Consider the following 22,774-nt stretch of genomic DNA (forward strand, 5'->3'; position numbering starts at 1 on the left):
GGAGCTGTACCCCATGAGCGATTTCAACACCCTCGAACTGATCATCGACCCCCGTGGCTTTGCCACGCTGTGGCTCAGTCGTGAAGCCAAGAACAACGCGTTCAACGCCGAGATGATCCGCGAGCTGATCATCGCCCTCGATCGGGTACAAGGCGATCCGTCCCTGCGCTTCCTGGTCCTGCGCGGGCGCGGCAAGCACTTCAGCGCCGGCGCCGACCTGGCCTGGATGCAGCAGTCGGCCGAGTTGGATTACCACACCAACCTGGACGATGCCCGCGAACTCGCGGAGCTGATGTACAACCTGGCCAAAATGAAAATCCCGACCCTGGCGGTGGTGCAAGGCGCGGCCTACGGGGGCGCACTCGGCTTGATCAGTTGCTGCGACATGGCGATTGGTGCCGATGATGCGCAGTTCTGCTTGTCGGAAGTGCGCATCGGCCTGGCGCCGGCGGTGATCAGCCCGTTCGTGGTGCAAGCCATCGGCGAACGCGCAGCACGGCGCTATGCCCTGACCGCCGAACGTTTTGGCGGCCAGCGCGCGCGCGACATCGGCTTGCTGGCGGAAAGCTATCCCATCGGCGAGCTGGACCATCAGGTCGAACAGTGGATCGCCAACCTGCTGCACAACAGCCCGGCTGCCATGCGCGCCAGCAAAGACCTGTTGCGCGAAGTGGGCAACGGTGCCCTCACCCCAGCCCTGCGCCGCTATTGCGAAAACGCCATTGCGCGCATCCGGGTCAGCGCCGAGGGCCAGGAAGGCTTGCGCGCGTTCCTGCAAAAACGTCCACCGAGCTGGCAGCCCCAGGAGCCGCGTTCATGAGTACATTGACAACCCTGCTGGTGGCCAACCGTGGCGAGATTGCCTGCCGCGTGATGCGCACCGCCAAGGCCATGGGCCTGACCACCGTGGCGGTGCACAGCGCCATCGACCGCGATGCACGGCACAGCCGTGAGGCGGATATTCGCGTCGACCTGGGCGGCAGCAAGGCTACCGACAGCTACCTGCAAATCGACAAGCTGATCGCCGCCGCCCAGTCCAGCGGCGCCCAGGCGATCCATCCGGGGTACGGTTTTCTGTCGGAGAACGCCGGGTTTGCCCGTGCGATTGAAGCCGCCGGGTTGATCTTCCTCGGGCCGCCCGCCTCCGCCATCGATGCCATGGGCAGCAAGTCGGCCGCCAAGGCGCTGATGGAAACCGCAGGCGTGCCCCTGGTGCCGGGCTATCACGGCGACGCCCAGGACCTGGACACCTTCCGCGCCGCCTGCGAGCGCATTGGCTACCCGGTACTGCTCAAGGCCACGGCCGGTGGCGGCGGCAAGGGCATGAAGGTGGTCGAGGACGTCAGCCAGTTGGCCGAGGCGCTCGCTTCGGCCCAGCGAGAAGCGCTGTCGTCTTTCGGCAATGGGCAGATGCTGGTGGAGAAATACCTGCTCAAGCCACGTCATGTGGAGATCCAGGTGTTCGCCGATCAACACGGGCATTGCCTGTACCTCAACGAACGGGACTGCTCGATTCAGCGTCGCCATCAAAAAGTCGTCGAGGAAGCGCCGGCACCGGGGTTGAGTGTTGAACAACGCAAGGCCATGGGCGAGGCGGCTGTGCGTGCGGCCCAGGCCATCGGTTATGTCGGTGCTGGCACTGTGGAGTTTTTGCTCGACGCGCGTGGCGATTTCTTCTTCATGGAGATGAACACGCGACTGCAGGTGGAGCACCCCGTCACCGAAGCGATTACCGGCCTGGATCTGGTGGCCTGGCAGATTCGTGTCGCCCAGGGCGAGGCGCTGCCGATCACCCAGGAACAGGTGCCGCTGGTCGGCCATGCGATCGAAGTGCGGCTGTATGCCGAGGATCCGGCCAATGACTTCCTGCCTGCCACCGGGCACCTGGCGCTGTATCGCGAATCCGCACCCGGACCAGGGCGCCGTGTGGACAGCGGTGTCGAGCAAGGCGACAACGTCTCGCCGTTCTATGACCCCATGCTCGGCAAGCTGATTGCCTGGGGCGAGGACCGTGAACAGGCGCGGTTGCGGTTGTTGGGCATGCTGGATGAGTTTGCCATCGGCGGGCTCAAGACCAACCTGGGTTTTCTGCGGCGCATTATCGGGCATCCGGCGTTTGCGGATGCGGAACTGGATACCGGATTCATTCCGCGCTATCAGGATGACTTGTTGCCCGAGGCCGGTGAACTGGGTGATGAATTCTGGCAGGCGGCCGCCGCGGCATACATGCAGAGCCTGCCACCATCGGATGGACCCTGGGCAGATAAACGCGGCTTTCGCGCCGGGCTGCCTGCCGAGGTGTCACTGCATTTGAGTTGCAATGGCCAGGACCGACTGGTGACGCAGGCCGCCCAGGCGCCACAGTTGCGTGGCGAACAGTTGCTGATCGAACAACAGGGCGTGCGTCGCAGCCATCTGGCGGTACGCCATGACCACACGGTGTATCTGCGTTGGGACGGCGAGATGCGCGGCGTATCGTTGTTCGATCCGATTGCTGCAGTCGAGGCCAACCAATCCCATCAGGGTGGGCTGACAGCCCCGATGAATGGGAGCATCGTACGGGTGCTGGTAGAGGTGGGCCAACCGGTGGAAGCCGGCACGCAACTGGTGGTGCTGGAAGCCATGAAAATGGAACACAGCATCCGTGCGCCCCAGGCCGGGGTGGTCAAGGCACTGTTCTGCCAGGAAGGCGAAATGGTTGCCGAAGGTTGCACTTTGGTGGAGCTTGAAACGGCTGTTTAAAATTTTGCCGTGGCCTGTACGACGACGCCCAGGAGGCGGCAATCGTCGGTCAGCAACTGCTTCGGGTAGGTGGGATTGAGCGGCACCAGGTAACGCTGGCCGCTCTCCTCCAGCAACTGGCGAAAGGTCGCCCGGGGGCTCCCGACCCACTGGGCCACCACTAATTTACCGGGCTCGGCGGCAATGGCCGGGTCCACCAGGATCATCATGCCCGCACTGATGCTCAGGCCACTGGGTGCGGTCATGGCGTCGCCGGTGACCGGCAGCCAGAAGGCTTCGCCCCGGGCGTGGTAATCCGTCAGCTCGAAGCGGGCAGCGCCGTAAGGTGTACGCGGCTCACGCACTTCGCACAACCCATTCCAATCGCTGACCGGATAACGGAAATACGGGTTGTAGTTTTTCTCCGCAGGCGGCTCATCGACCCGCTCGCGAATATCCAGCGCGACCTCCAGATAGCCCAGCCCCAGCGCCGCCAGCACCCGATTCATGTCCACCAGGCTCGGCGCACGGCGCTTGTTAAGCCAATGGCCGACGCCGCCCTGGGACATGCCCAGGCGCTCAGCCAGTTCACCTTGCGTGACCTTGCGGTCTTCCATGTTGGCCTTGACCAACGCGATCCAGTTATCCATGGGCGCTGACAATACGTCACGCAGTTTCCAGGGCAATAAACAGTTTGTAGTAATCCATAAAACGACATAAATACGATACGTACTATCATCGGGCATAAGGTTTTCGACACCCACCCCAGAGTACCGCCCCTTATGACGACAAGCCCGTATCTGCTGCCTGAAATCCCCGAAGACACCGAGCTGCACGACCTGCGCAGCAGCGGCGCCGCCAAGCGCGCATTGGACTTTTACTTGAAAGAAGATATGTCGGCACCAGCCCCTGACGATGCCCTGTTTGCCATCAAGCCAGGCATCAGCCCTGAGGAAGCCCTGGTGCACGCCTCGGACCTGTTGCGCAGTGCAGCGGCCACGGCCTATGAGTCCGCGAGCAGCCATCGCGGCACTCATCGTGACCTGGCGTTTTCGGTGGTGTATTTGATCGATATGGCGAAGGCGATGGTGGAGCGGTCGTTGCAGGCGCCGGAGGCTCAAGCGAACGGATGACAGGCGCGAAGAAAAATATTTCTATCTCACGGATAAAAACATTTGACTTGCAAATGATAATGATTATTATTGGACCCAGCTGATCGCGAGATCAGTCGATAGGCCAAGGGACCTTAGGTCGGACTCTTGGAATATCTCCTCATCAGGCTAATCACGGTTTTTGACCCGGCTCTTTGGCCGGGTCTTTTTTTTGCCAGTTTCCCTGGCATGGCTTCAGGCTAATGAAGACTGTGTGTTGCTTGATGGCGCGCATGGTAGCAAAAGACTATCGCCAAAAGAAAGCCAGTCTACCGCTCTAGACCCGATCTTTTCGAAATAGCGCTTGAGAATCAATCTCATAGATCCTAAGCTGCTGCGGCGTCAAGGAAGACGCCCCCTCCCCCTTCGCAACAATTTTGCGTCCAGTCTTTACCAGACTCCTGTGTAAGATAGCCGCCACAACACTCATATTCAGGCAACCAGACTATGACCGTGGCCTTGACCTCCATCAGGATCAGCACCGACTTCGACAGTGGCAATATCCAGGTACTGGATGCCCACGACGCCTATCAGTTACTGCTGGCAATCAAACCCGACACGCGCAGCCAACATTACCAATGGTTCCACTTCAAGGCCGAAGGCATGCACGTGGGCCATACCCACACCTTTCGCCTGAGCAATGCGGGTAAATCGTCCTACCCACACGCGTGGAGTGGCTACAACGCCGTGGCCTCCTATGACCACGTCAATTGGTTCCGGGTGCCTTCGCGCTTCGACGGGGAAATCCTGCATATCAGTTTGGAAACCCGCGAGAAGCACGCCTGGTTCGCCTATTTCGAACCCTATAGCCGCGAGCGCCACGACTGGCTGATCGAGCAGGCCCTGAGTCGCGCCAATACCTGCTTGCTGGCCACCGGCAAAAGTGCCGAAGGCCGTGACATCCAGCTACTGCGTCGCGGCAAGGGCGGCGAAGGTCGGCGCAAGATCTGGATCATCGCCCAACAGCATCCCGGCGAGCACATGGCCGAATGGTTCATGGAGGGCATCATCGAACGCCTGCAACAGGACGGTGACGCCGAGCTGAAAAAACTGCTGAAGGTCGCCGACCTGTACCTGGTGCCAAACATGAACCCGGACGGAGCCTTCCACGGTCACCTGCGCACCAACGCCATGGGCCAGGACCTCAATCGTGCCTGGCAGAGCGCCAGCCAGGAGAGCAGCCCGGAAGTGTTGTTCGTCCAGCAACAAATGGAAAAGTACGGCGTCGACCTGTTTCTCGATATCCATGGCGACGAGGAAATCCCCTACGTCTTCACCGCCGGCTGCGAAGGCAACCCCGGCTACACCCCACGCATCGAGGCATTGGAAAAACACTTTCGCAGCCACTTGAGCGCCCTGACCCGCGACTTCCAGACCACCCACGGCTACACCCGCGACCTGCCGGGCGAAGCCAACATGACCCTGGCGTGCAACGCGGTCGGCCAGAAATACGACTGCCTGTCGCTGACCCTGGAAATGCCCTTCAAGGACAACGACGACGCGCCCAACCCGAAGACCGGCTGGTCAGGCGAGCGCTCCAGGCAGTTGGGCAAGGACGTGCTGAGCACGGTGGCCGATATCGTCACCGTGCTGCGCTGACGCCCTCTCCCACCGGCATCACTCCTTGGTGCCGGTCATGCTCTGCAACACGCCATCGCGGCGGATCAGCCCATGGAACAACGCCGCCGCCAGGTGCAACAGCACCGTCAGGAACAGCAGGTAGGCCAGATAACCATGGGCCTTGCGCAGCACCGCGAACAATGGCGCGTTCGCGCCCACCAGCGCCGGCAACCGCACAGAACTGCTGAGCATCACCGGATCGCCTGCCGCCGAAATCATCGCCCAGCCCAGCAGTGGCAATACCAGCATCAAGGCATACAGCACCACATGGGACGCCTTGGCCGCCAACACTTGCCACAACGGCAGGTCGACGGGCAGCGGCGGTTGGCGCGTGGAGAACCGAACCGCCAGGCGCACGATCACCAGCGCCAGAATCGCGATACCCAGCGGCTTGTGCAGGTGGATCAACCACTCATGCCGTTCCGACACTGAAGCCGCCAGGCCCGCACCGATAAACAGCATGGCGATGATCATCAACGCCATCAGCCAGTGCAGCAGGCGCGCCAGCGGGGCAAAAAACCGTGGTTGGGCATTCATGGCTTCGACTCCTGAGGGGCGCTGTGCAACGGGCCGACTTCACCGGCGCGGCGCAGGTAGGAACTGGCATACGCCGCCGAGCGCGCCGCCAGCAACGGGTCATTGGACGCTTCGATACCACTGGGCAGAATCAGTGGGTCGAAGTTGATGTCGCGGCAATCACCGTCCGCCTGTGGCTGGCTGCTTTGCAACACCAGAGTGCCGGCATTGATGACTTTATGCTCGCCAGTCCAGGCCTTGCTCGCATCGTCCACCGGGTCACCCGGGTTGGCCAGGCTCATTTTCAACTGCCAGCGCAGCGGACCGGCGGCCAAGCGTTGCACCAGGTCTTGTTCCAGGTAATCACTTCCGGCTGGCGCGGTATCGCCCGGCGCATCCTGACTCTGCGGCACCACGCCCCAACGTACGGCCTGGCGCTTGCCATCGGCGCCCACCAGGTAAAACGCGTTGATACCGTTGTAGGTTTCGGTCGCATAGCTCGCCGAGGGCTTGGCAGTCTTGACCCACGCCAGGAACGGCGCGGTCTCGGGGTGGGCGGCGAAAAACGCCGGCATGCTCGCCGGGTTCGGCTTGCCAGTGGTGGGCTCCGGTGCGCCGGCCTGGAGCAACTGATAGAACGCCTCGGGCGTGCCCACCGGGAACACTGGCATGCTGTTCATGCCGGTGCGCCATTGCTGGCCGTTGGCCTGGGAGAACTGCACCGCAAAACTGCGGATCGGCACACTGCTGTCGGGCGCGTAAGGGTTGCCGCTGGGCAAGGCAAAGCGGCCGATCACGGGGGTCTTGGCCTCGCTGAACACTTGGGCACTGGAATAGGTGCGAGCTTCGGGCGTGCTCTCGAAATACCCGGCGACGCAGATGCCTTTGGCATGGTTACGCCGAAAGCCCGGGTGCACGCCATTGTTGGTTTCCAGCGCGTTGACCAGGGTTTTAGGACGCAGGCGCTGTGGGTCGAGGGTGCCGTTGACGTAGGCAAAGGCCCCCGCCACAACCGCAACCACGGCACCGATACCCGCCAGGCGCGCGATCAGGCTCGCGGTGCTCAACGGGGGACGAGGCGGTGATGAGTGATCTACCATGAAGGAACTCCGGGGCCAAAGGCCTTAGGGGTGAACATAAGGTCGGAGCATGAAGACGAACGCCGATCGGCTCTATTCCCTGGCCCTGGATTTATTTTCAAGCACGGGGAATAACCCTCAACGGCGCACGTCTCTCTAATCCCAGCGTAGTGGCCAGCCAGATTCCCATGCATGAACTCGACGAACAGTTACGTGAACTCATCCCCAGGCTGCGGCGCTTTGCCGTGTCCCTGACCCGTAACGCCAGCAGCGCCGACGACCTGGTGCAGTCGACCCTGGAGCGGGCGATCATCAGTTGGGCCGATAAACGTGTCGAAGGCGACTTGCGTGCCTGGTTGTTCTCGATCCTCTACCGCCAGTTCCTCGATGCCCACCGTCGCACCCGGCGGTATGCGCGCATGCTGGAATTCTTTACCGGGCGTGACGATACGCAGCCATCGGTCGAACGCACGGTGATCGCCCAGTCGACCCTGCAAGCCTTCGATCAGCTCAACACCGAGCAGCGTGCCCTGTTGCTGTGGGTGTCGGTCGAAGGCTTGAGCTACAAGGAAGTCGCCGAGATCCTCGATGTGCCCCTCGGCACGGTGATGTCACGCCTGTCCCGTGCGCGCCAGGCCCTGCGTCAACTCAGTGATGGCGAAATTGCCAGCCCTTCCCTGCGGATACTCAAATGATCAGCCTGCCCCCCAGCGAACGCGATTTGCATGCCTACGTCGATCACCAACTGCTGGAGAGTGATCGCCGTGTACTTGAAACCTATCTGGCAGCCCACCCGGATGTCGCAGCCCAGGTCCATGCCTGGCAGCACGACGCGCAGTTGCTGCGTGCCGCGTTGGGCGGTGCCCTGCAGCAACCGGCCAACCCGGACCTGGACCCGACGTTGATCCGCCAGCGCATCAAGCGTCAATCACGCCGCCACTTGGCTACGGCAGCCGTGCTGCTGATCGCTGTCGGCCTCGGCGGTGTCGGTGGCTGGCACGCCCGTGAAGTCAGCCAGCCGGCCCAACTGCCCATGGCCGACGCGATGCAGGCGTTCCGCTTGTTTGCCCAGGACGGCATCATGCCGGCGGACTACAAGGGCCAGGGCGGCGGCACGATGCAGGCCTGGCTCGACCGCTACTTCAACCAGGCCCACCGCCTGCCTGACCTGAGCGCGTCGGGCTTCACGCCGGTCAGCGGGCGCCTGCTCACCACCGAGCAAGGCGCCGCCGCCATGGTGCTGTACGAAGACCCGCAAGGGCGGCGCATCAGCTTCTACATCCGCCCGCCAGGCCCGGAAAACGGCTTTCTGCCCCGTGGCAGCAGCAGCGCCGATGGCTTGCAGGCCCAGTACTGGTCCGGTGCCGGCTACAACTATGCAGTGGTCAGCCCGGCGGATCAGCCCGCCCCGGCGATGCTGAAGTTCTAGAAGCCCACGTCGAGTACCACGTTGTCGAGGTAGGTGCCGGCGGGCGGTGTGGCTTGATCGGTGTAGATCCTGGCGTTGTAGTTGAACACCTGGCTGCCGATACCCAGGCCGTTGCCGGGGTTGACCTCGGCGGTAGAACTGTCGCGCCGCGCCGCGCCCACGCTGCCCCAGCGCGTGGTGCCGGCGCTTTTGAAGATGTCGTAGGCCAGGTAGTGGGTGCCGGCGATCATGCGCCGCCGCCCGCCCACACTGACGGCGTTCTGGCCGTCGCTCAGGCCTACGCTATAGGCGCTGCCCTTGGTGCAGGAAATACTGATGGTCTGGCCGGTCACGGCAGTGAACCCGCTGATGACGGGCGCACTGCCAAAACTGATATTGGGCGCGGTGATCTGGCAGTCATTGGTGACGGTCATGCTCACGGTCAGGAGCTTGACTTGGGGAGTCAGGTTTTTGTCCCGCAATACGCACAAGTTGCCCACCCCCAGGCCAATGCAATAATCCCAGGCCCATGCAACGCTGAGGACTTCGGTATACACCCCGGCCGCCACATTGGTCCCGGTAATACTGCCCACGTAAAGCGGCAGGTTCTTGCTGCCCGGCCCCGTCAAAAGACCCGCGCTTGTCGCAATGCCATTGGGACCGAAATCGAACTGAAGCCCTCGTGTAATAGGGAACGTGGTGGTGTTGTTGCCATAAATCGTATAACCGATCACATCCCCCGTGGGGCCGACCATGCCGCTGGTGGTTGAGGTGATCGTGGCATAGAAGTGGTCACTGGTGCCGAGGGCGATCAGTGAAGCGGTGCAGCTCAAACCGCCATTGAGGGTCGAGCTGTTTTGCGTCGCGGTGCGTACGTTGATCGAACTCACCGAGCCAAAACTCACCGGAGCCGTCGCCACCGTCGAACACAGCGCCATTGCCTGCCCCGAGCCCACCATCCCGAGGAGCCACAGCCAGCCCACGCGTCTCATTGGCACACCAACGGCCCGATCAGCGGCACGCCTTGTTGCTGCTCGTTGACCTCGAATCGCGCCTGGCACGTACGCCCTTTACCCAGCGTGACCTGCAAGGTGTTATGCACCGAGAGGTTTTCCAGGTACACCAGGCCGTCCCAGCCGACCACTGCCTGCTGGTTGCTTTGCTCGTGCACCACCAGGCTGCCCAAGGGCAATTCCTGATGCTGGGTGTCCACCAGGGTAACGCTCGCCGCGAGTACCCGGCGCAACGGAAACTCCAGCAGGTAGCCGCTGCCACGGCGCACCGATACACGCTGTTCCACATTTGGGCTTTGCACGTTGAGCGGCAGGTTCAGCGGATCGATTTCGTATTTGGCGCGGTAGTACGCGCTGCTCCACGGCACCAGGAGATGCCCATTACGGTCGGTTTCGCCCACCAGTTGGTTCTCGTAGCGCACCGGGATACCGGCGAAGCCCTGGGTACTCACCACCACAAAGGCATCATTGATACGGTTGGCGGCAAAGGTGTCGCCGCCCATCCACACCAGCGAGCCACTGGCATCCGCCCAGCGCGTCTGGGCATCGCTGCTGCCGTACACGCCGGCCTGCAATTGCACCGACTGCAAGCGCCAGGTCAGGTCGGCCTGCCGGTACGCCGCACCATCGCCCTGGGCATAACCGAGGTTGTAGCCCACGCCACCCTCGCTGGGCACTGCGCTGCTGTAATTGAGGCGCTGGCGACTGACGCCGTCCTTGCTGCGCTCGGTGCTCAAGGCCAGGCTGCCGTTGAGGTCGAACGGAATCACCCACTGCGCCTGCATCGCCCAATTGCTGTCGCCGATCTCGCGGTTGGCCGACAGGTAGAAACTGGTATTGCGCCACAGCGGCTTGCTCCAGCTCAGGTTGAGCAGCCGCGTGCGCGAATCGTCCGCCGCCTGCACGTCGAAATACCCCATGCCCAGGCTGCCAAAACGTTCAAGGTTGAGGCTCAGCGTCACCTGCTCGCTGCGCTTGCTGAGGCTGGCGTAAGCGGTGTCGACCAGGGTCAGGTCGGCGTACTCGTCGTGTCGTTCCACCCGCTGATAGGACAGGCTATAGCGCGTGCTGTTGTACTGATACCCCAGGCTCAGTTGCTGGCCGCTACGCCCTTCGAATCGACTTTGGCTGACGGCGGCATTGAGTACGCCGAGATTGCCCAGCCGCAGGTTACCGCCCAGGCCGCCGAGGGTCAGGTCAGTGGAGGCTTCGGCATGGCTCTCCAGGGTCAAATTGTCGGAATAGCCATAACGAAAGGTACCGCTCGCCACGCCGGGGCCGTAGGCGAAGTCCTTGAGGGTGTACTCCCGGCGCAAGGTGCCGGCAGCCACTGAAAAATCCGTCAGGCCTTTTTGCAACAGCGTGCTGGTCACATAGAACGGCACGGTGGTCGACACCTGGCGACCCAGGGCGTCAGTCGTCACCACCACCGCTTCGCCCGCTCCGTTGATAAACGGCACGTTGGTCAGGGTGTAGGGCCCCGGTTGCAACTGCGCGCTATCGGATTTGTAGCCATTGATAAACAGGTCCACCGACGACGGCACCGCGGCCTCACCGGCAAATTGCGGCAGAGGGTAAGTCACCAGGTCCGGACGCACCGCGAAGTCCCGCGAGAACTGCACACCGCCGAGGCGCACCGAACTGCTCCAGGGCAAGGCGCCGCTGATCACGTCACCGGCTTCGTAGGTCAGCAGCCGCTCATCATCGGAGAAGCGCCAGGTAGTGTCATAGCGCCGGTAGCCGTTGTTGAACGTACCGCTGCTGACACCATCAGCCAAGGTCTGGCGGTACTGGCCGGTATTGGACAAGGTGCCCCAGTTGTCGAACAGCCGCACTTCGTTCCAGGCGGCGAGGTAGCTGCCGCCTTCGTCAGTGTCGTTGAAATACAGGTCATAGTTGAGCAAGGCGCCAAAGCTGCTCATTGCCTGGGTGCGCGGGTAAGTGTCGCGGTTGCCGATAAATTGTTCCTTCAGCCACGACGGCGGCACATCCAGCAGCACGCGCTGGCCGTTGCTGTCGTAATCGCTGTGCAGGCCGGGGATCTCGTCCAGCGCCACGCTGCCGCTCAATTCGCCGGGCAGCTTCATGCCCACGTCCTGCAGCGCGCTGACCGGCACATAGAGTTGCCCGGCCCGTTGATCGACCGCGATAACGCGGCCGGTGTCCATCTGATTGACCACCAGCTCCAGAAACAACTGTGCATCGGCGACAGCCTCCATACTGCTCGGGGGCGGTGGCAGGTCGCCAGCCACGCCCGGAAGCGCAACCACTGCGCCGCCCAGTCCGCCCACCACCGACAGCCATAGACTGCGAGCCAGACCACGACTCACCATGGCGTTGTGTCCTTCAATGGACATCTCCATCCGTTTAAATCCCGGGGCGTTCCTGCCCCGTTACAGGCTTGTTACCGCTGCGGCGCGAGGCTTTCCAACTGGGATGCGCCGTTGACCCTGACCTGCAGCGGCTGGTCGGCCGACAGCGCTGGCGGCACCGGCCAACGCATGCTGGCGCCCGGCAACACGTAGCCCAACAGGCCATCCACCAAGGGCCGTGTCTGCCCGCCCTGCTTGAATGCGGCATCGGTAAGGCGCGCATGCACGGCGCCCTGGTTGCGCACTTCGATGTAGTCGCGCCCTGCTACCGTGACCTTGTGCCAGCTCAGATCCGGCTTGCCCGCGCCCTTGGGGTCACGCTGGCGCGTGCTGTCCTCCTTGTTCCACAGGCCCGCGCCGTAGGCGAACAGCGGCACCGAATAACGCATCTGAAAGCGGATCGCCGCTGCGGTGTTCTTGCCTTCCGGCGGCGTGGGCACCTGCAGGGGTGAAGGGATTTCATCGATGATGATGCGGTAGGCCAACTCTTGCCCCGGTGGTACTTCACGGGTGCGGGTCAGGCGTACCAATTGTTTCTGTCCCGGCTCGATCCGCGCTACGGGCGGGCTGCCGATCACATCACGCTGGTTCTGGTATTGCTCTTCGAAACCACTCTGGCTCCAGGCAAACACACGAATCTGCAGGCTCGCGGTTTCGGTCCCACGGTTTTCCAGCCACAGCGCGCTAGCCTGTTGATCGGCCTCCAGCACCGGGTCGATGGGCCAGATCAGCACCGAGCTGGCCGCCTGCACAAGCCCCGCCGTGCACACCGCACTCAAGGCAATGCCCGCGGCCCACAACCGCCGGGATGGTAAACGCATAACCCCACTCCTTATACCGATAGCCTTACCACGTCAGCTGCACCTGCAGCGTGTCGCTGTATGTCCCCCCAGGCTGATTGCCCGGCAATTGCACCCGCCCGTAGATCGGCAGGCTGATATTGTTCGCATCGCTGTAGGCCACGTTGACGCTCTGGTCGATCCCTAGGCCCTGACTGAACGCCGCATCCCGAAACAACTGGTAAGCCACCCGCGCGCTACCGCTATTGAGCTGCAGATTGCGCCCGGTGCTGCTGTGCTGCCCGCCGTCGACGCTCATGCTCAGCGTCACACCCGGTGTGCATTGCAACGTCACGCCCCCCGTCAGCGCCGCCGTGACCGTGCTGGTGGCCAGGGCCGAATGACTGCCATAGGTCAGCGCACCATAATTGGAGCTGCCGCCCACAATCAGGCAGCCCGGGATGATGGTCGCGCTCACCTGGAAACTCTGGCTCGTCACCGCCGACAACGGCAGCGGTACCGCCAGCCCACAGGCCAGCAAGACTCTGAGCCACATTGCTAGAACGTCAGTTCCACGGCCACGGTGTCGGTATAGGTGCCCGCCGGCAGCCCCGCCTTGCCCACCGCCCGACCGTAGAGGTTGACGGTTTGCGCCACGCCGGTACTGGTGGCGAGGGTGATCACACCGTCAATCGCCAGCAGTGCGGAGTGGCCACTGTCGGTGTAGAAATCGTAGGGCACGAAGTTGCCCGCACCGTCGGCCAATGCACGGCTGCCCCCGGGGGACGCGCCGTCATGTGCACCGGCGCGTACCTTGACCGCTGGCGTAGTGCCGCTGGAACACAGGATCGACAACGCGCCACCGGTGCCAGTACCGCCCAGCAACTGGGCATCGGCGTTGGTGAACAGGCTATTGGTGGTGCCGAAATTCAAGCTACCGAAGTTCAATCCGGTAGCCGCGCCCGAACCGTTGACCTGGCAACTGGCGATCAATATCAGGCTGGAGGTGATCTGCCCGGTCACCGTGGTCGCCGCGTTGAGGCTGGAGGCCATCGCCAGGCCCAGTGCGCAAACACCTAATCGCGAAACAAGTACATGCATGGTTTTCATCCTCTTGAGTTACCAGTCCAGTGTCACCGTCAACGTGTCGGTGTAGATCCCTGCCGGTAAGGCACTGGTATTTGCCACCACGGAGCCAAACACCGGGATCGGTATCTGGGTGCCCTTGGCCGCGACAAAATTGCGTTGTTGCCCGATGCTATAGGTGCTGTGCCCCTGCGGGTCGGCGGACAGTCGATAAGGAATCATCTGGCGCCCATTGCTCAGGCGCCGGGTGGTGCCATCGCCGTTGGTGCCGCCGTCGATGGTCACGGTGAAGCTCGAGACCGAGGGGTTGCACGACACCGCCAGGGGCGCCTTGTCGCCAGCGGTGACGCCAGCACCCAATGGGTTGTTCCAGGTCGGGCCCTGACTGCCGAAGTCGAGCATCGCCGTGCCGCCCGTGGGGTTGACCGGCGCGCTCTCCACGCCTTTGCTCACTTCGCAACTGGCGGTGATCACCAGCCGCGCCTGGATGAACCCGCTGGCGACAGCCGCCTGCACGTCGTCTGCCAGCACCAGCAGGCCGCCCATGGCCACCAGGGCCAGGCAACGGCTTACCATGTCACCGTGACCTTGAGCAGGTCGGTGTAGCGGCCGACGGCGGGGATGTCCTTGAGCGGCTCGATGCGACCATAGAGCGGCAGGTCGACGAAGCCTGTGTCCGGCACCCGGCCGCTGAGCGGCACATCCACCGGCAACGGCACGCGCCGCGCCGCGTCGGCATAGATGCGATAGGGAATGGGTTTGGTCGATGAGGTGGCGCTGAGGTAGCGCACTTCGCCGGTGCCACCATGCAGGCCGCCATCGACGCGGACCTGGTACGGCGTGTCGGGGTTGCACTCCAGGCGCGGCTGGCGCTGGCTGATCAGTGCCGCACTCAGGGGCCCGGCCGGGTCATCCAGACGCGGGCCGCTGCCGAAATCCAGTATGCCCAGTTGCTCGATGCCAGCGCTGCGGGTGGTGCCCACCAACTGGCAGCCCCGCTGCACATCGATACGCACCTCCACCTGGAGCTGTGCACCGTAAGCCGCGTTGCAGAGCATTGCGCCCATGACTGCCAATACTGCTCGTCCCTTCACTGCCCCAGATCCTTGTACAGGGGTGACTGCTGTGTAGGAGATTAGTCACTCAGCGAGAAACTGCCAGTCTGGACAGGATTACCGGCGTGAGATGCTTTTTCGAGATAGCTGGCAGCGCCCTTCTCTATTGGTCAAAACGCAGCGAGCGCCCTAAAGTGAGCGACCATCGAAATACAGAGTGACTTGCATTGGCCGCGCTTTCCCTGATCCGTCGCCTGCTCGGCCAAAAGCCCGGGCCCCTTGACGCTTCGCCCATTCCCGCGTTTTTTCAGCAAAAGGCCGAGCAACAGGGTTACACCCTGAGCACCGGTCAAACCCGCGCAATTGCCGCCCTGGCCCGGGAAACCCAACAACTGCTCGCCGGCCAGCCCGCCCGCAGCCTGTACCTCCACGGCCCCGTGGGTCGCGGCAAAAGCTGGCTGCTGGACGGGTTCTTCCAGGCGTTGCCGATCGCCGAGAAGCAGCGCGTGCACTTCCATGATTTTTTCGCCCAACTGCATCGCGGCATGTTCACGCACCATGCGCAGGACGATGCCCTGGCCGTGACGCTCGATGAACAGTTGGCAGGCTGCCGGGTGCTGTGTTTCGACGAGTTCCACGTCCATGATATCGGGGATGCCATGCTGATCACGCGGCTGTTCAAGGCCCTGTTCGAGCGCGGTGTACTGGTGCTGATGACGTCCAACTATGCACCGCAAGGGTTGCTGCCCAACCCCCTGTACCATGAGCGCTTCAAGCCGGTGATCGACCTGATCGCCGCACGCATGGAGGTGCTGGAAGTCAGCTCGCCCCAGGACTTTCGCAGCCTGCCCCAGGCCCAGAGCGCGCAACGGTTTACCTGCGGTCAATACGTGTGGCCGGGCAACCCGGACCAGCGCGCGGCGCTCGACCTGCCCGCTGCAGATAGCCCGCCGCGCCCCCTGGACGTCGGCCATCGGACCTTGATGTGCCGCCGCCATGAAGGGCGCAGCATTGCCTTCACCTTCAACGACCTGTGCGAACAACTGACGGCGGTGATGGACTACCTGCTGCTGTGCCAGGACTACGACCACTGGATCATCGACGGCCTGCCTCAACTGGCGAACTGCCCGATTGCCGTGCAACAGCGCTTTATCAACCTGGTGGATGTGCTCTACGACCGCGACAAGCATCTGGTATTGATCGGCGAATTGCCGCTCGAGATTGCCCTGAGCGGCCAGGCCATCGACCTGGCCCGCACCGCCAGCCGTCTCGGACAATTGCAGCAGGCCGCCCCGCAATCCGCGTCCGACCCGCTATCATGAGCGCCTTCCACGCCTTTTTGCCGAGTGACCGCGCCGTTCATGAATACCCTCGCCCAACTCAAGGCCGGCCAATTGGCCGGCATCACGCGCCTTGACCTGTCCTGCGGGCTGACCGAATTCCCCCGGGAAATCTTCGAGCTGGCCGACTCCCTGGAAATCCTCAACCTCAGCGGCAATGCCCTGAGCAGCCTGCCCGACGACCTGCACCGCCTGCCGCACCTGCGCGTGCTGTTCTGCTCGGACAACCGGTTCACCGAGCTGCCGGCTTGCCTCGGTCAATGCGCCAACCTGAGCATGATCAGCTTCAAGGCCAACCAGATCAGCCTCGTGCCCGCCGTAGCGTTGCCGCCGCTGCTGCGCTGGCTGATCCTGACCGATAACCGCATCAGCGCGCTGCCCGAGGCATTGGGCGAACGGCCATTGCTGCAAAAACTGATGCTGGCCGGCAACCAGCTGGCGCACCTGCCGCAAAGCCTGGCCAACTGCCACAACCTCGAACTGCTGCGCATCGCCGCCAACCGGTTAACGCACCTGCCAGAGTGGCTGTTGACGCTGCCGAGCCTGACCTGGCTGGCCTACGCCGGTAACCCGGTGGAAATGGCGGTGACGCTGGCGGATGAAGACACCACACCGGAGGTTCCCTGGTCCGAACTGGAACTGGCCGAAGTGCTGGGCGAAGGCGCTTCCGGGGTGATCCGCAAGGCGCTCTGGGCACCGTCAGGAAAGCCCGTCGCCGTTAAGCTTTACAAGGGCAGCATCACCAGCGACGGTTCGCCGCTGCACGAAATGCAGGCCTGTATCGCCGCCGGGCTGCACCCCAACCTGATCAAGGTCGAAGGCCGCGTGGTCGGCCACCCCGATGACCAGGCCGCCCTGGTGATGGACCTGATCGACCCGAGCTACCGCAACCTCGCGGCCCTGCCGAGCCTGGCGTCGTGCACCCGGGATATCTACGCAGCGGACACCCGTTTCAGCCTTGAGGTGGCGTTGCGTATGGCCCGTGGTATCGCCTCGGTAGCGGCGCATCTGCACCGGCACGGCATCACCCATGGCGACCTGTATGGCCACAATATTCTGTGGAATGAAGCAGGTGACTGCCTGCTCGGGGACTTTGGCGCGGCGTCGTTCCATGCCACGGCGAATACCTTGGAAACCAGGGCGTTGCAGCGTATTGAAGTGCGGGCGTTCGGAATTTTGCTGGGGGAATTGTTGGAGCGAGTTGAGGAGCAGGTGAGCAGCGACTTAGTCGAGCTGCAGAAAAACTGCTGTCAGCACGAGGTATTCGCACGGCCTGGATTCGAAGAGATCGAAGCGCTCCTGGAATCAGTCCAACTCCGCTGAGCCGATGTGGGAGGTGGCAAGTCCCCTCCCGCATTGTGAGGGATCAGCCGGCCAGGCCGACGAACATATCCTGCACGTCATCGTGGTTGTCCAGGCCTTCGAGGAAGGCTTCGACTTCCGCCATCTGCTCATCGCTCAAACCGCTCACCGGGTTCTTCGAGAGGTAGCCGAGCTTGGCCGACAACACGGTAAAACCCTGCTCCGGCAAGGCTTTCTGCACGGCGTCGAGGTCGGTGGTCTCGGTGATGAACAGGGTGCTGCCCTCTTCTTCACCTGCTTCGAAATCCTGGGCGCCGGCTTCGATGGCGGCCATTTCCGGATCGGCGTCCGGGCTGTCCGGCGAGGCTTCGATCAGGCCGACGTGGTTGAAGTCCCAGGCCACGGAACCGGAAGCGCCGAGCTGGCCCTTGCGGAAGGCCACGCGGATTTCCGCCACGGTGCGGTTGATGTTATCGGTTACGCATTCGACGATCAGCGGCACCTGGTGCGGGGCGAACCCTTCGTAGGTCACGCGATGGTATTGCACGGTTTCGCCGAGCAGACCGGCGCCTTTCTTGATGGCGCGGTCCAGGGTTTCCTTGGGCATCGAGGCTTTTTTCGCCTGTTCCACCACCAGACGCAGGTGCGCGTTGGTTGCGGTGTCGGCGCCATTGCGGGCGGCAATGGTGATTTCTTTCACCAGCTTGCCGAAGATCTTGCCCTTGGCATTGGCTGCCGCTTCTTTATGTTTGACTTTCCACTGTGCGCCCATGACTCACTCTCTTTATGTCCATCGCGCCCAAACGTCTACTGGCCGGCGCTTTGGGGGCAGAGTTTATAGCGCAAAAACACATCGTTCCACCAAAAATCCGTCAGGGCGCCAACTCGAAAAACGCCTGGATCAGGCGCAATGCGCGACGCCGTTCCATGCAACCGAGCAGGTGCCGGTTCACCAGGCCGTCGCCCAGGATCGGCACGGCGCGCACGCGCGGGTCGGGGCTGACTTCCATCGACGACACCACCCCAACCCCCAATTCGGCAGCCACGGCTTCGGTCACCGCCTCGCGGCTGTCCAGCTCCAGCAACACCTTGGGTTGTACACCGGCAGCCAGGCAAGCACCGTCAAACGTGCGCCGGGTGATGGAGCCGGGTTCGCGCAGCACCATGATGACCTCATGCAGTTGCTCCAGGTGAACGCCCTCGGATTGCCTCGCCCACGGATGCGCCACCGGCACCAGCGCGCAGATCCGCGATTCGGCCAAAGGCTGCAGGTGCAGGCCATTGCGCGGCTCGACCTCGGTCAGCACCGCCACGTCCGCATGCTCGGACAACAGCGCCGCCAGGGTTTCCTGAGCATTGCCCAGGCGCAGGTTCACGGTGATGCCCGGGTAGCGTGCACGCAGGCTGGCGATCATCGGCATCACCAGGTGCGGACCGTCCGCCGCCACTTCCAGGCGTCCGGTGAGCAATTGGCGATTGGCCTCCAGCAGGGTCTGCGCTTCGTCCACCAGGCCGAAGATCGCCCGGGTGATGGCCGCCAGCCGCGTGCCTTCCTCGGTCAGTTCCACCCGCCTGGCGGTGCGGCGCAACAACGCGATCTGGTAGTGCTCCTCCAGGGCCTTGATATGCCCGGTAACCGCTGGCTGGCTGATGAACAGCCGCGCCGCCGCACGGGTAAAACTGCCCTCGCGGGCCACGGCATCGAATGCACGCAGTTGGAACAGGTTCATGGCTATCGGCCTCACTGATAGCTCGCATAACAACAAACAATTTGATTGATGACAAGCCAAACTGCAATTTAGGCGCCGTAGATTCAACCGATGCTTCGCGAGGATTTGTAATGACGACGCCCATCCTGCTGACCCCAGGTCCCCTGACCACCTCGAACCGCACCCGCCAGGCCATGCTGGTGGATTGGGGTTCATGGGACGAGCGCTTCAACCAGCTTACCGCCAGCGTCTGCGAACAGTTGCTGGCAATCATCGACGGCGCCGCCAGCCACCATTGCGTGCCTTTGCAAGGCAGCGGCACCTTCGCCGTCGAAGCGGCCATCGGCACCCTGGTCCCGCGCAACGGCGAGGTGCTGGTGCTGATCAACGGCGCCTACGGCAAGCGCCTGGCGAAAATCTGCGAAATACTGGGCCGCGATTTCAGCACCTTCGAAACCGCCGAGGACCAACCCACCACCGCCGCCGATGTGAGCCGCCTGCTGCACGCCGACAAGGCCATTACCCATGTCGCGCTGATCCACTGCGAAACCAGCACCGGTATTCTCAACCCATTGGCCGAGATCGCCCAGGTGGTGAAACACCACGGCAAGCGCCTGATCGTCGATGCCATGAGTTCCTTCGGCGCGTTGCCCATCGATGCCCGCACGGTGCCATTCGACGCCCTGATCGCCGCCTCCGGCAAGTGCCTGGAAGGCGTGCCGGGCATGGGTTTTGTCTTCGTCGACAAACAGGCGTTGAGCGCCGCCGAAGGCAACTGCCACTCCCTGGCAATGGACCTGTTCGACCAGCACAGCTACATGGCCAGGACCGGCCAATGGCGCTTCACCCCACCGACCCACGTGGTGGCGGCCCTGCATGAAGCGCTGCTGCAATACGCCGAGGAAGGCGGCCTGCCCGCACGTCATCAACGCTACGCCCATAACTGCAAGGCACTGCTGGACGGCATGGCCGAACTGGGCCTGCGCAGTTTCCTGCCGGCCGCCATCCAGGCGCCGATCATCGTCACCTTCCACGCGCCCCAGGACCCGCGCTACCAGTTCAGGGATTTCTACGAACGGGTCAAGGCCAGGGGGTTCATCTTGTATCCGGGCAAACTGACCCAGGTGGAAACCTTCCGCGTGGGCTGCATCGGCCATGTCGATGCCAACGACATGCACGCCGCCGTCACCGCCATCGCCGACGGATTGCAGGCCATGGGTCTCACCCTCTCATCGATTGGAGCACACGCATGAACTACCAGAACCCCAACGCCCTGCAAGCCGTGATCCTCGATTGGGCCGGCACCGTGGTCGACTTCGGCTCCTTCGCCCCCACGCAGATCTTTGTCGAAGCCTTCGCCGAATTCGACGTGCAAGTCTCCATCGAAGAAGCCCGTGGCCCGATGGGCATGGGCAAGTGGGATCACATCCGTGCCTTGTGCGATCAGCCGCACGTCGCCGAGCGCTACCGCAAGGCCTTCGGTCGCACGCCCACCGACGATGACGTGACGGCCATCTATCAACGCTTCATGCCGTTGCAGATCGAGAAGATCGCCGAGCACTCGGCGCTGATTCCCGGCGCCCTCGACACCCTCGCCCGGCTGCGGGTGCAAGGCATCAAGATCGGTTCCTGCTCCGGCTACCCCAAGCAAGTGATGGACAAGGTGGTCGCCCTGGCCGCCACCAACGGCTATATCGCCGACCATGTGGTCGCCACCGACGAAGTGCCCAACGGTCGCCCATGGCCGGCCCAGGCGCTGGCCAACGTCATCGCCCTGGGCATTGACGATGTGGCGGCATGCGTGAAGGTCGACGACACCGTGCCGGGCATCCTCGAAGGGCGGCGCGCCGGCATGTGGACCGTGGCCCTGACCTGCTCCGGCAATGCACTGGGTTTGACCTACGAACAGTTCCTTGCCCTGGATGCCGCGACTCTGGCCAGCGAGCGCAAGCGCATCGAAGCGATGTTCGAAGGCTCACGTCCGCATTACTTGATCGACACCATCAACGACTTGCCTTCTGTCATCACCGCCATCAATGCGCGCCTGGCCCGTGGGGAAATGCCGCAGAGCGACTGATAGAGGTCAACATCACGGCACTTACCCCAGGCAATCCGCTCAAAACCGGCATACAGTTAAAGGACTCCATCGCCAAAGAATGGAGGTATGCCCTGATGAGTGAGGAACCCAGCGATGCCGTGGAAAAACTCCGATACACGCTACAGCACCATGTCGATTGCGTTGCACTGGTTGATGGTGGTGCTACTGGCGGTGGTCTACGCCTGCATTGAGTTACGCGGACAGTTTCCCAAAGGCAGCGGTGCACGAACGTTGATCGTCGAGATGCACTTCATGTTCGGCCTTACCGTGTTTGTGCTGGTGTGGCTGCGCCTGTTCGCGCGCAGCCTGGGGGTAGCGCCAAAGATCGTACCGGCGCCGCCGCCGTGGCAGAGCCTGCTGGCAACCCTGATGCACTTTGCCCTGTACGCATTGATGATCGGCATGCCGATCGCCGGCTGGCTGATTGTCAGTGCCGAGGGGCATTCAGTGATGTTCTATGGCATTGAATTGCCGCCGCTGATCGCGGAAAACAAGGCGCTGGCCAAGCAGATTGAAGGCTGGCATGTGCTGTTCGGCAAGATCGGTTACTGGTTGATCGGCCTGCATGCATTGGCCGGGATCGCTCACCACTACATCCTGCGGGATAACACCGCGTTGCGGATGATGCCGGGCAAGCGCGCTAACCCTTGAAGCCGCGCCGGCCCTGGAGGCCGCCGGTGTGGACGAAGACCAGACGAGTGCCGGGTGCGAAGCGTCCGGCTTCGATTTGCACCTTCAAGGCCAGTAACGCCTTGCCGGTGTAGAGCGGTTCCAGGGGCACGCCGCAGGCTTGTTGCGTGGTCTCGATGAAGTCGAGCAGCTCGGCGTCGACTTTGGCGAAGCCACCTCGGCTGGCGTCCAGCAGTTCATAGCCGCCCTGCACGATGGCCTCGACGTTCTGCGCCACACCATGATCGTCCGGCACCGCCATGGCGCCGTACACCGGGTGCGCGCCCGCCTCTGCCAGCGCCAGGCCGGCCAGGGTGGTGCCGGTGCCTGCGGCCAGCCACCAGGCGTCGTAATCCGTCCAGCCCACGCTGTGCAACTGCACACGCACCTGCTCGACCAGCACCGCGCAACCCAGGGCGCCCGCACGGCCACCGCCGCCCTCGGGCACGGGGTGCAGGTGGGGATATTGCTCACGCCACGGCAACCAGAAACCCGGTTCATGCCGCGCGCGATAACCGCCATAACCCAGCCAATGCAACTGCATGCCAAAAGCTTTCAAGTCGAGGACGGTGGCCGTGTCTTGCGGGTGCCCACGCAGCAGGCCGACGGTAGGGAAACCGAAGCGCTTGCCGGCGGCAGCCAAGGCATGCAGATGGTTGGAGTAAGCCCCGCCCAGGCTGATCAGGCCACGAGCGGCCCGCGCCTGCGCCAGATGCCCGGTGAGCTTGAACCACTTATTGCCGCTGATCAGCGGGTCGATGCGATCCAGGCGCAGCACGGCCAGCTCGACACCTCTGAGCCAATCCAGATACAGCGGTTCAAGCGGTGCGTGGGGAAGCCAATCGAAGGGACCCAT

At 63.0% G+C, this 22,774-nt stretch carries 24 protein-coding genes; 11 read left to right on the plus strand and 13 right to left on the minus strand.

Annotated features, from left to right (window positions below; all coding sequences use genetic code 11):
* The first annotated feature begins 13 nt into the window (after positions 1–13).
* The gene (locus tag BMX59_RS17845; RefSeq protein WP_093124071.1) at positions 14–820 is read left to right on the plus strand and encodes a gamma-carboxygeranoyl-CoA hydratase; all 807 of its coding nucleotides are present in this window, start codon (positions 14–16) and stop codon (positions 818–820) included.
* On the plus strand, positions 817–2,742 hold the full coding sequence (locus BMX59_RS17850) for an acetyl/propionyl/methylcrotonyl-CoA carboxylase subunit alpha (RefSeq protein WP_093124076.1): 1,926 nt from the start codon (positions 817–819) through the stop codon (positions 2,740–2,742). The genes BMX59_RS17845 and BMX59_RS17850 overlap by 4 nt, the downstream gene beginning before the upstream one ends.
* Here the strand turns inward: BMX59_RS17850 and BMX59_RS17855 are convergent.
* On the minus strand, positions 2,739–3,371 hold the full coding sequence (locus BMX59_RS17855) for a LexA family protein (protein WP_071492000.1): 633 nt from the start codon (positions 3,369–3,371) through the stop codon (positions 2,739–2,741). The genes BMX59_RS17850 and BMX59_RS17855 overlap by 4 nt on opposite strands.
* 132 nt (positions 3,372–3,503) lie before the next feature.
* On the opposite strand from BMX59_RS17855, the gene BMX59_RS17860 reads away from it, so the two are divergent.
* Positions 3,504–3,854 (plus strand): DUF6124 family protein, encoded by a 351-nt coding sequence (locus BMX59_RS17860; RefSeq protein ID WP_092244847.1) that lies wholly within the window; start codon positions 3,504–3,506, stop codon positions 3,852–3,854.
* 465 nt (positions 3,855–4,319) lie between these two features.
* On the plus strand, positions 4,320–5,471 hold the full coding sequence (locus BMX59_RS17865) for a M14 family metallopeptidase (RefSeq protein WP_092244844.1): 1,152 nt from the start codon (positions 4,320–4,322) through the stop codon (positions 5,469–5,471).
* Positions 5,472–5,489: 18 nt separating this feature from the next.
* Here BMX59_RS17865 and BMX59_RS17870 read toward each other — a convergent pair whose 3' ends face one another.
* Together BMX59_RS17870 and BMX59_RS17875 are read right to left on the minus strand one after the other, a co-directional pair.
* Positions 5,490–6,029: a cytochrome b gene (locus tag BMX59_RS17870; protein WP_092244841.1), complete on the minus strand. Its 540-nt coding sequence runs from the start codon at positions 6,027–6,029 to the stop codon at positions 5,490–5,492.
* On the minus strand, positions 6,026–7,108 hold the full coding sequence (locus BMX59_RS17875) for a catalase family peroxidase (RefSeq protein ID WP_093124085.1): 1,083 nt from the start codon (positions 7,106–7,108) through the stop codon (positions 6,026–6,028). Before BMX59_RS17875 ends, BMX59_RS17870 begins: the two co-directional genes overlap by 4 nt.
* A gap of 167 nt (positions 7,109–7,275) precedes the next feature.
* Between BMX59_RS17875 and BMX59_RS17880 the strand changes: the two genes are divergently transcribed.
* Positions 7,276–7,782, plus strand: coding sequence for an RNA polymerase sigma factor (locus tag BMX59_RS17880; RefSeq protein WP_092244834.1), 507 nt, complete (start codon positions 7,276–7,278; stop codon positions 7,780–7,782).
* Positions 7,779–8,516 (plus strand): anti-sigma factor family protein, encoded by a 738-nt coding sequence (locus BMX59_RS17885; RefSeq protein ID WP_093124091.1) that lies wholly within the window; start codon positions 7,779–7,781, stop codon positions 8,514–8,516. Before BMX59_RS17880 ends, BMX59_RS17885 begins: the two co-directional genes overlap by 4 nt.
* Here the strand turns inward: BMX59_RS17885 and BMX59_RS17890 are convergent.
* From BMX59_RS17890 to BMX59_RS17920, 7 genes are all read right to left on the minus strand, one after another.
* Positions 8,513–9,487, minus strand: a complete 975-nt coding sequence (locus BMX59_RS17890) for a Csu type fimbrial protein (RefSeq protein ID WP_093124096.1) — start codon at positions 9,485–9,487, stop codon at positions 8,513–8,515. The genes BMX59_RS17885 and BMX59_RS17890 overlap by 4 nt on opposite strands.
* Positions 9,484–11,841: a fimbria/pilus outer membrane usher protein gene (locus tag BMX59_RS17895; protein ID WP_093124189.1), complete on the minus strand. Its 2,358-nt coding sequence runs from the start codon at positions 11,839–11,841 to the stop codon at positions 9,484–9,486. Before BMX59_RS17895 ends, BMX59_RS17890 begins: the two co-directional genes overlap by 4 nt.
* Positions 11,842–11,912: 71 nt before the next feature.
* Positions 11,913–12,701, minus strand: a complete 789-nt coding sequence (locus BMX59_RS17900) for a fimbrial biogenesis chaperone (RefSeq protein ID WP_093124101.1) — start codon at positions 12,699–12,701, stop codon at positions 11,913–11,915.
* Between the two features lie 25 nt (positions 12,702–12,726).
* Entirely contained in the window at positions 12,727–13,215 is a 489-nt protein-coding gene (locus BMX59_RS17905; RefSeq protein ID WP_092244824.1) for a Csu type fimbrial protein, read from the minus strand.
* Between the two features lie 2 nt (positions 13,216–13,217).
* Positions 13,218–13,760, minus strand: a complete 543-nt coding sequence (locus tag BMX59_RS17910; protein ID WP_034107216.1) for a Csu type fimbrial protein — start codon at positions 13,758–13,760, stop codon at positions 13,218–13,220.
* Between the two features lie 18 nt (positions 13,761–13,778).
* Positions 13,779–14,321: a Csu type fimbrial protein gene (locus BMX59_RS17915; protein ID WP_092244821.1), complete on the minus strand. Its 543-nt coding sequence runs from the start codon at positions 14,319–14,321 to the stop codon at positions 13,779–13,781.
* Positions 14,315–14,803, minus strand: coding sequence for a Csu type fimbrial protein (locus tag BMX59_RS17920; protein WP_170856079.1), 489 nt, complete (start codon positions 14,801–14,803; stop codon positions 14,315–14,317). The genes BMX59_RS17915 and BMX59_RS17920 overlap by 7 nt, the downstream gene beginning before the upstream one ends.
* 224 nt (positions 14,804–15,027) lie before the next feature.
* Between BMX59_RS17920 and zapE the strand changes: the two genes are divergently transcribed.
* Together zapE and BMX59_RS17930 are read left to right on the plus strand one after the other, a co-directional pair.
* On the plus strand, positions 15,028–16,122 hold the full coding sequence (zapE, locus tag BMX59_RS17925) for a cell division protein ZapE (RefSeq protein ID WP_093124111.1): 1,095 nt from the start codon (positions 15,028–15,030) through the stop codon (positions 16,120–16,122).
* A gap of 39 nt (positions 16,123–16,161) precedes the next feature.
* Positions 16,162–17,463 (plus strand): protein kinase, encoded by a 1,302-nt coding sequence (locus tag BMX59_RS17930; RefSeq protein ID WP_093124192.1) that lies wholly within the window; start codon positions 16,162–16,164, stop codon positions 17,461–17,463.
* Between the two features lie 43 nt (positions 17,464–17,506).
* Here the strand turns inward: BMX59_RS17930 and BMX59_RS17935 are convergent, their stop codons facing one another.
* Together BMX59_RS17935 and BMX59_RS17940 are read right to left on the minus strand one after the other, a co-directional pair.
* Entirely contained in the window at positions 17,507–18,214 is a 708-nt protein-coding gene (locus BMX59_RS17935) for a YebC/PmpR family DNA-binding transcriptional regulator (protein ID WP_093124116.1), read from the minus strand.
* Positions 18,215–18,314: 100 nt separating this feature from the next.
* Positions 18,315–19,172 carry a LysR substrate-binding domain-containing protein gene (locus BMX59_RS17940; RefSeq protein WP_092244811.1) on the minus strand — a complete coding sequence of 286 codons (858 nt, stop codon included), beginning with the start codon at positions 19,170–19,172 and terminating at the stop codon, positions 18,315–18,317.
* A 110-nt stretch (positions 19,173–19,282) separates the two neighbouring features.
* Between BMX59_RS17940 and BMX59_RS17945 the strand changes: the two genes are divergently transcribed.
* From BMX59_RS17945 to BMX59_RS17955, 3 genes are all read left to right on the plus strand, one after another.
* Positions 19,283–20,404 (plus strand): 2-aminoethylphosphonate--pyruvate transaminase, encoded by a 1,122-nt coding sequence (locus BMX59_RS17945; protein WP_093124122.1) that lies wholly within the window; start codon positions 19,283–19,285, stop codon positions 20,402–20,404.
* Positions 20,401–21,228, plus strand: coding sequence for a phosphonoacetaldehyde hydrolase (phnX, locus tag BMX59_RS17950; protein WP_093124127.1), 828 nt, complete (start codon positions 20,401–20,403; stop codon positions 21,226–21,228). The genes BMX59_RS17945 and phnX overlap by 4 nt, the downstream gene beginning before the upstream one ends.
* Before the next feature lie 114 nt (positions 21,229–21,342).
* On the plus strand, positions 21,343–21,900 hold the full coding sequence (locus tag BMX59_RS17955) for a cytochrome b (RefSeq protein WP_071492016.1): 558 nt from the start codon (positions 21,343–21,345) through the stop codon (positions 21,898–21,900).
* Here the strand turns inward: BMX59_RS17955 and BMX59_RS17960 are convergent.
* Positions 21,890–22,774: a 1-aminocyclopropane-1-carboxylate deaminase/D-cysteine desulfhydrase gene (locus BMX59_RS17960; protein WP_093124132.1), complete on the minus strand. Its 885-nt coding sequence runs from the start codon at positions 22,772–22,774 to the stop codon at positions 21,890–21,892. The genes BMX59_RS17955 and BMX59_RS17960 overlap by 11 nt on opposite strands.

Source organism: Pseudomonas sp. NFR09 (assembly GCF_900111535.1).
Taxonomy (GTDB): Bacteria; Pseudomonadota; Gammaproteobacteria; order Pseudomonadales; family Pseudomonadaceae; genus Aquipseudomonas; species Aquipseudomonas extremorientalis.

Excerpts from the sequence above, each read along its gene's own strand:
- BMX59_RS17845 (WP_093124071.1), top strand. The coding sequence starts at position 14 with ATGAGCGATTTCAACACCCTCGAACTGATCATCGACCCCCGTGGCTTT.
- BMX59_RS17850 (WP_093124076.1), top strand. The coding sequence starts at position 817 with ATGAGTACATTGACAACCCTGCTGGTGGCCAACCGTGGCGAGATTGCC.
- BMX59_RS17855 (WP_071492000.1), bottom strand. The coding sequence starts at position 3,371 with ATGGATAACTGGATCGCGTTGGTCAAGGCCAACATGGAAGACCGCAAG.
- BMX59_RS17860 (WP_092244847.1), top strand. The coding sequence starts at position 3,504 with ATGACGACAAGCCCGTATCTGCTGCCTGAAATCCCCGAAGACACCGAG.
- BMX59_RS17865 (WP_092244844.1), top strand. The coding sequence starts at position 4,320 with ATGACCGTGGCCTTGACCTCCATCAGGATCAGCACCGACTTCGACAGT.
- BMX59_RS17870 (WP_092244841.1), bottom strand. The coding sequence starts at position 6,029 with ATGAATGCCCAACCACGGTTTTTTGCCCCGCTGGCGCGCCTGCTGCAC.
- BMX59_RS17875 (WP_093124085.1), bottom strand. The coding sequence starts at position 7,108 with ATGGTAGATCACTCATCACCGCCTCGTCCCCCGTTGAGCACCGCGAGC.
- BMX59_RS17880 (WP_092244834.1), top strand. The coding sequence starts at position 7,276 with ATGCATGAACTCGACGAACAGTTACGTGAACTCATCCCCAGGCTGCGG.
- BMX59_RS17885 (WP_093124091.1), top strand. The coding sequence starts at position 7,779 with ATGATCAGCCTGCCCCCCAGCGAACGCGATTTGCATGCCTACGTCGAT.
- BMX59_RS17890 (WP_093124096.1), bottom strand. The coding sequence starts at position 9,487 with ATGAGACGCGTGGGCTGGCTGTGGCTCCTCGGGATGGTGGGCTCGGGG.
- BMX59_RS17895 (WP_093124189.1), bottom strand. The coding sequence starts at position 11,841 with ATGGTGAGTCGTGGTCTGGCTCGCAGTCTATGGCTGTCGGTGGTGGGC.
- BMX59_RS17900 (WP_093124101.1), bottom strand. The coding sequence starts at position 12,701 with ATGCGTTTACCATCCCGGCGGTTGTGGGCCGCGGGCATTGCCTTGAGT.
- BMX59_RS17905 (WP_092244824.1), bottom strand. The coding sequence starts at position 13,215 with ATGTGGCTCAGAGTCTTGCTGGCCTGTGGGCTGGCGGTACCGCTGCCG.
- BMX59_RS17910 (WP_034107216.1), bottom strand. The coding sequence starts at position 13,760 with ATGCATGTACTTGTTTCGCGATTAGGTGTTTGCGCACTGGGCCTGGCG.
- BMX59_RS17915 (WP_092244821.1), bottom strand. The coding sequence starts at position 14,321 with ATGGTAAGCCGTTGCCTGGCCCTGGTGGCCATGGGCGGCCTGCTGGTG.
- BMX59_RS17920 (WP_170856079.1), bottom strand. The coding sequence starts at position 14,803 with ATGCTCTGCAACGCGGCTTACGGTGCACAGCTCCAGGTGGAGGTGCGT.
- BMX59_RS17930 (WP_093124192.1), top strand. The coding sequence starts at position 16,162 with ATGAATACCCTCGCCCAACTCAAGGCCGGCCAATTGGCCGGCATCACG.
- BMX59_RS17935 (WP_093124116.1), bottom strand. The coding sequence starts at position 18,214 with ATGGGCGCACAGTGGAAAGTCAAACATAAAGAAGCGGCAGCCAATGCC.
- BMX59_RS17940 (WP_092244811.1), bottom strand. The coding sequence starts at position 19,172 with ATGAACCTGTTCCAACTGCGTGCATTCGATGCCGTGGCCCGCGAGGGC.
- BMX59_RS17945 (WP_093124122.1), top strand. The coding sequence starts at position 19,283 with ATGACGACGCCCATCCTGCTGACCCCAGGTCCCCTGACCACCTCGAAC.
- phnX (WP_093124127.1), top strand. The coding sequence starts at position 20,401 with ATGAACTACCAGAACCCCAACGCCCTGCAAGCCGTGATCCTCGATTGG.
- BMX59_RS17955 (WP_071492016.1), top strand. The coding sequence starts at position 21,343 with ATGCCGTGGAAAAACTCCGATACACGCTACAGCACCATGTCGATTGCG.
- BMX59_RS17960 (WP_093124132.1), bottom strand. The coding sequence starts at position 22,774 with ATGGGTCCCTTCGATTGGCTTCCCCACGCACCGCTTGAACCGCTGTAT.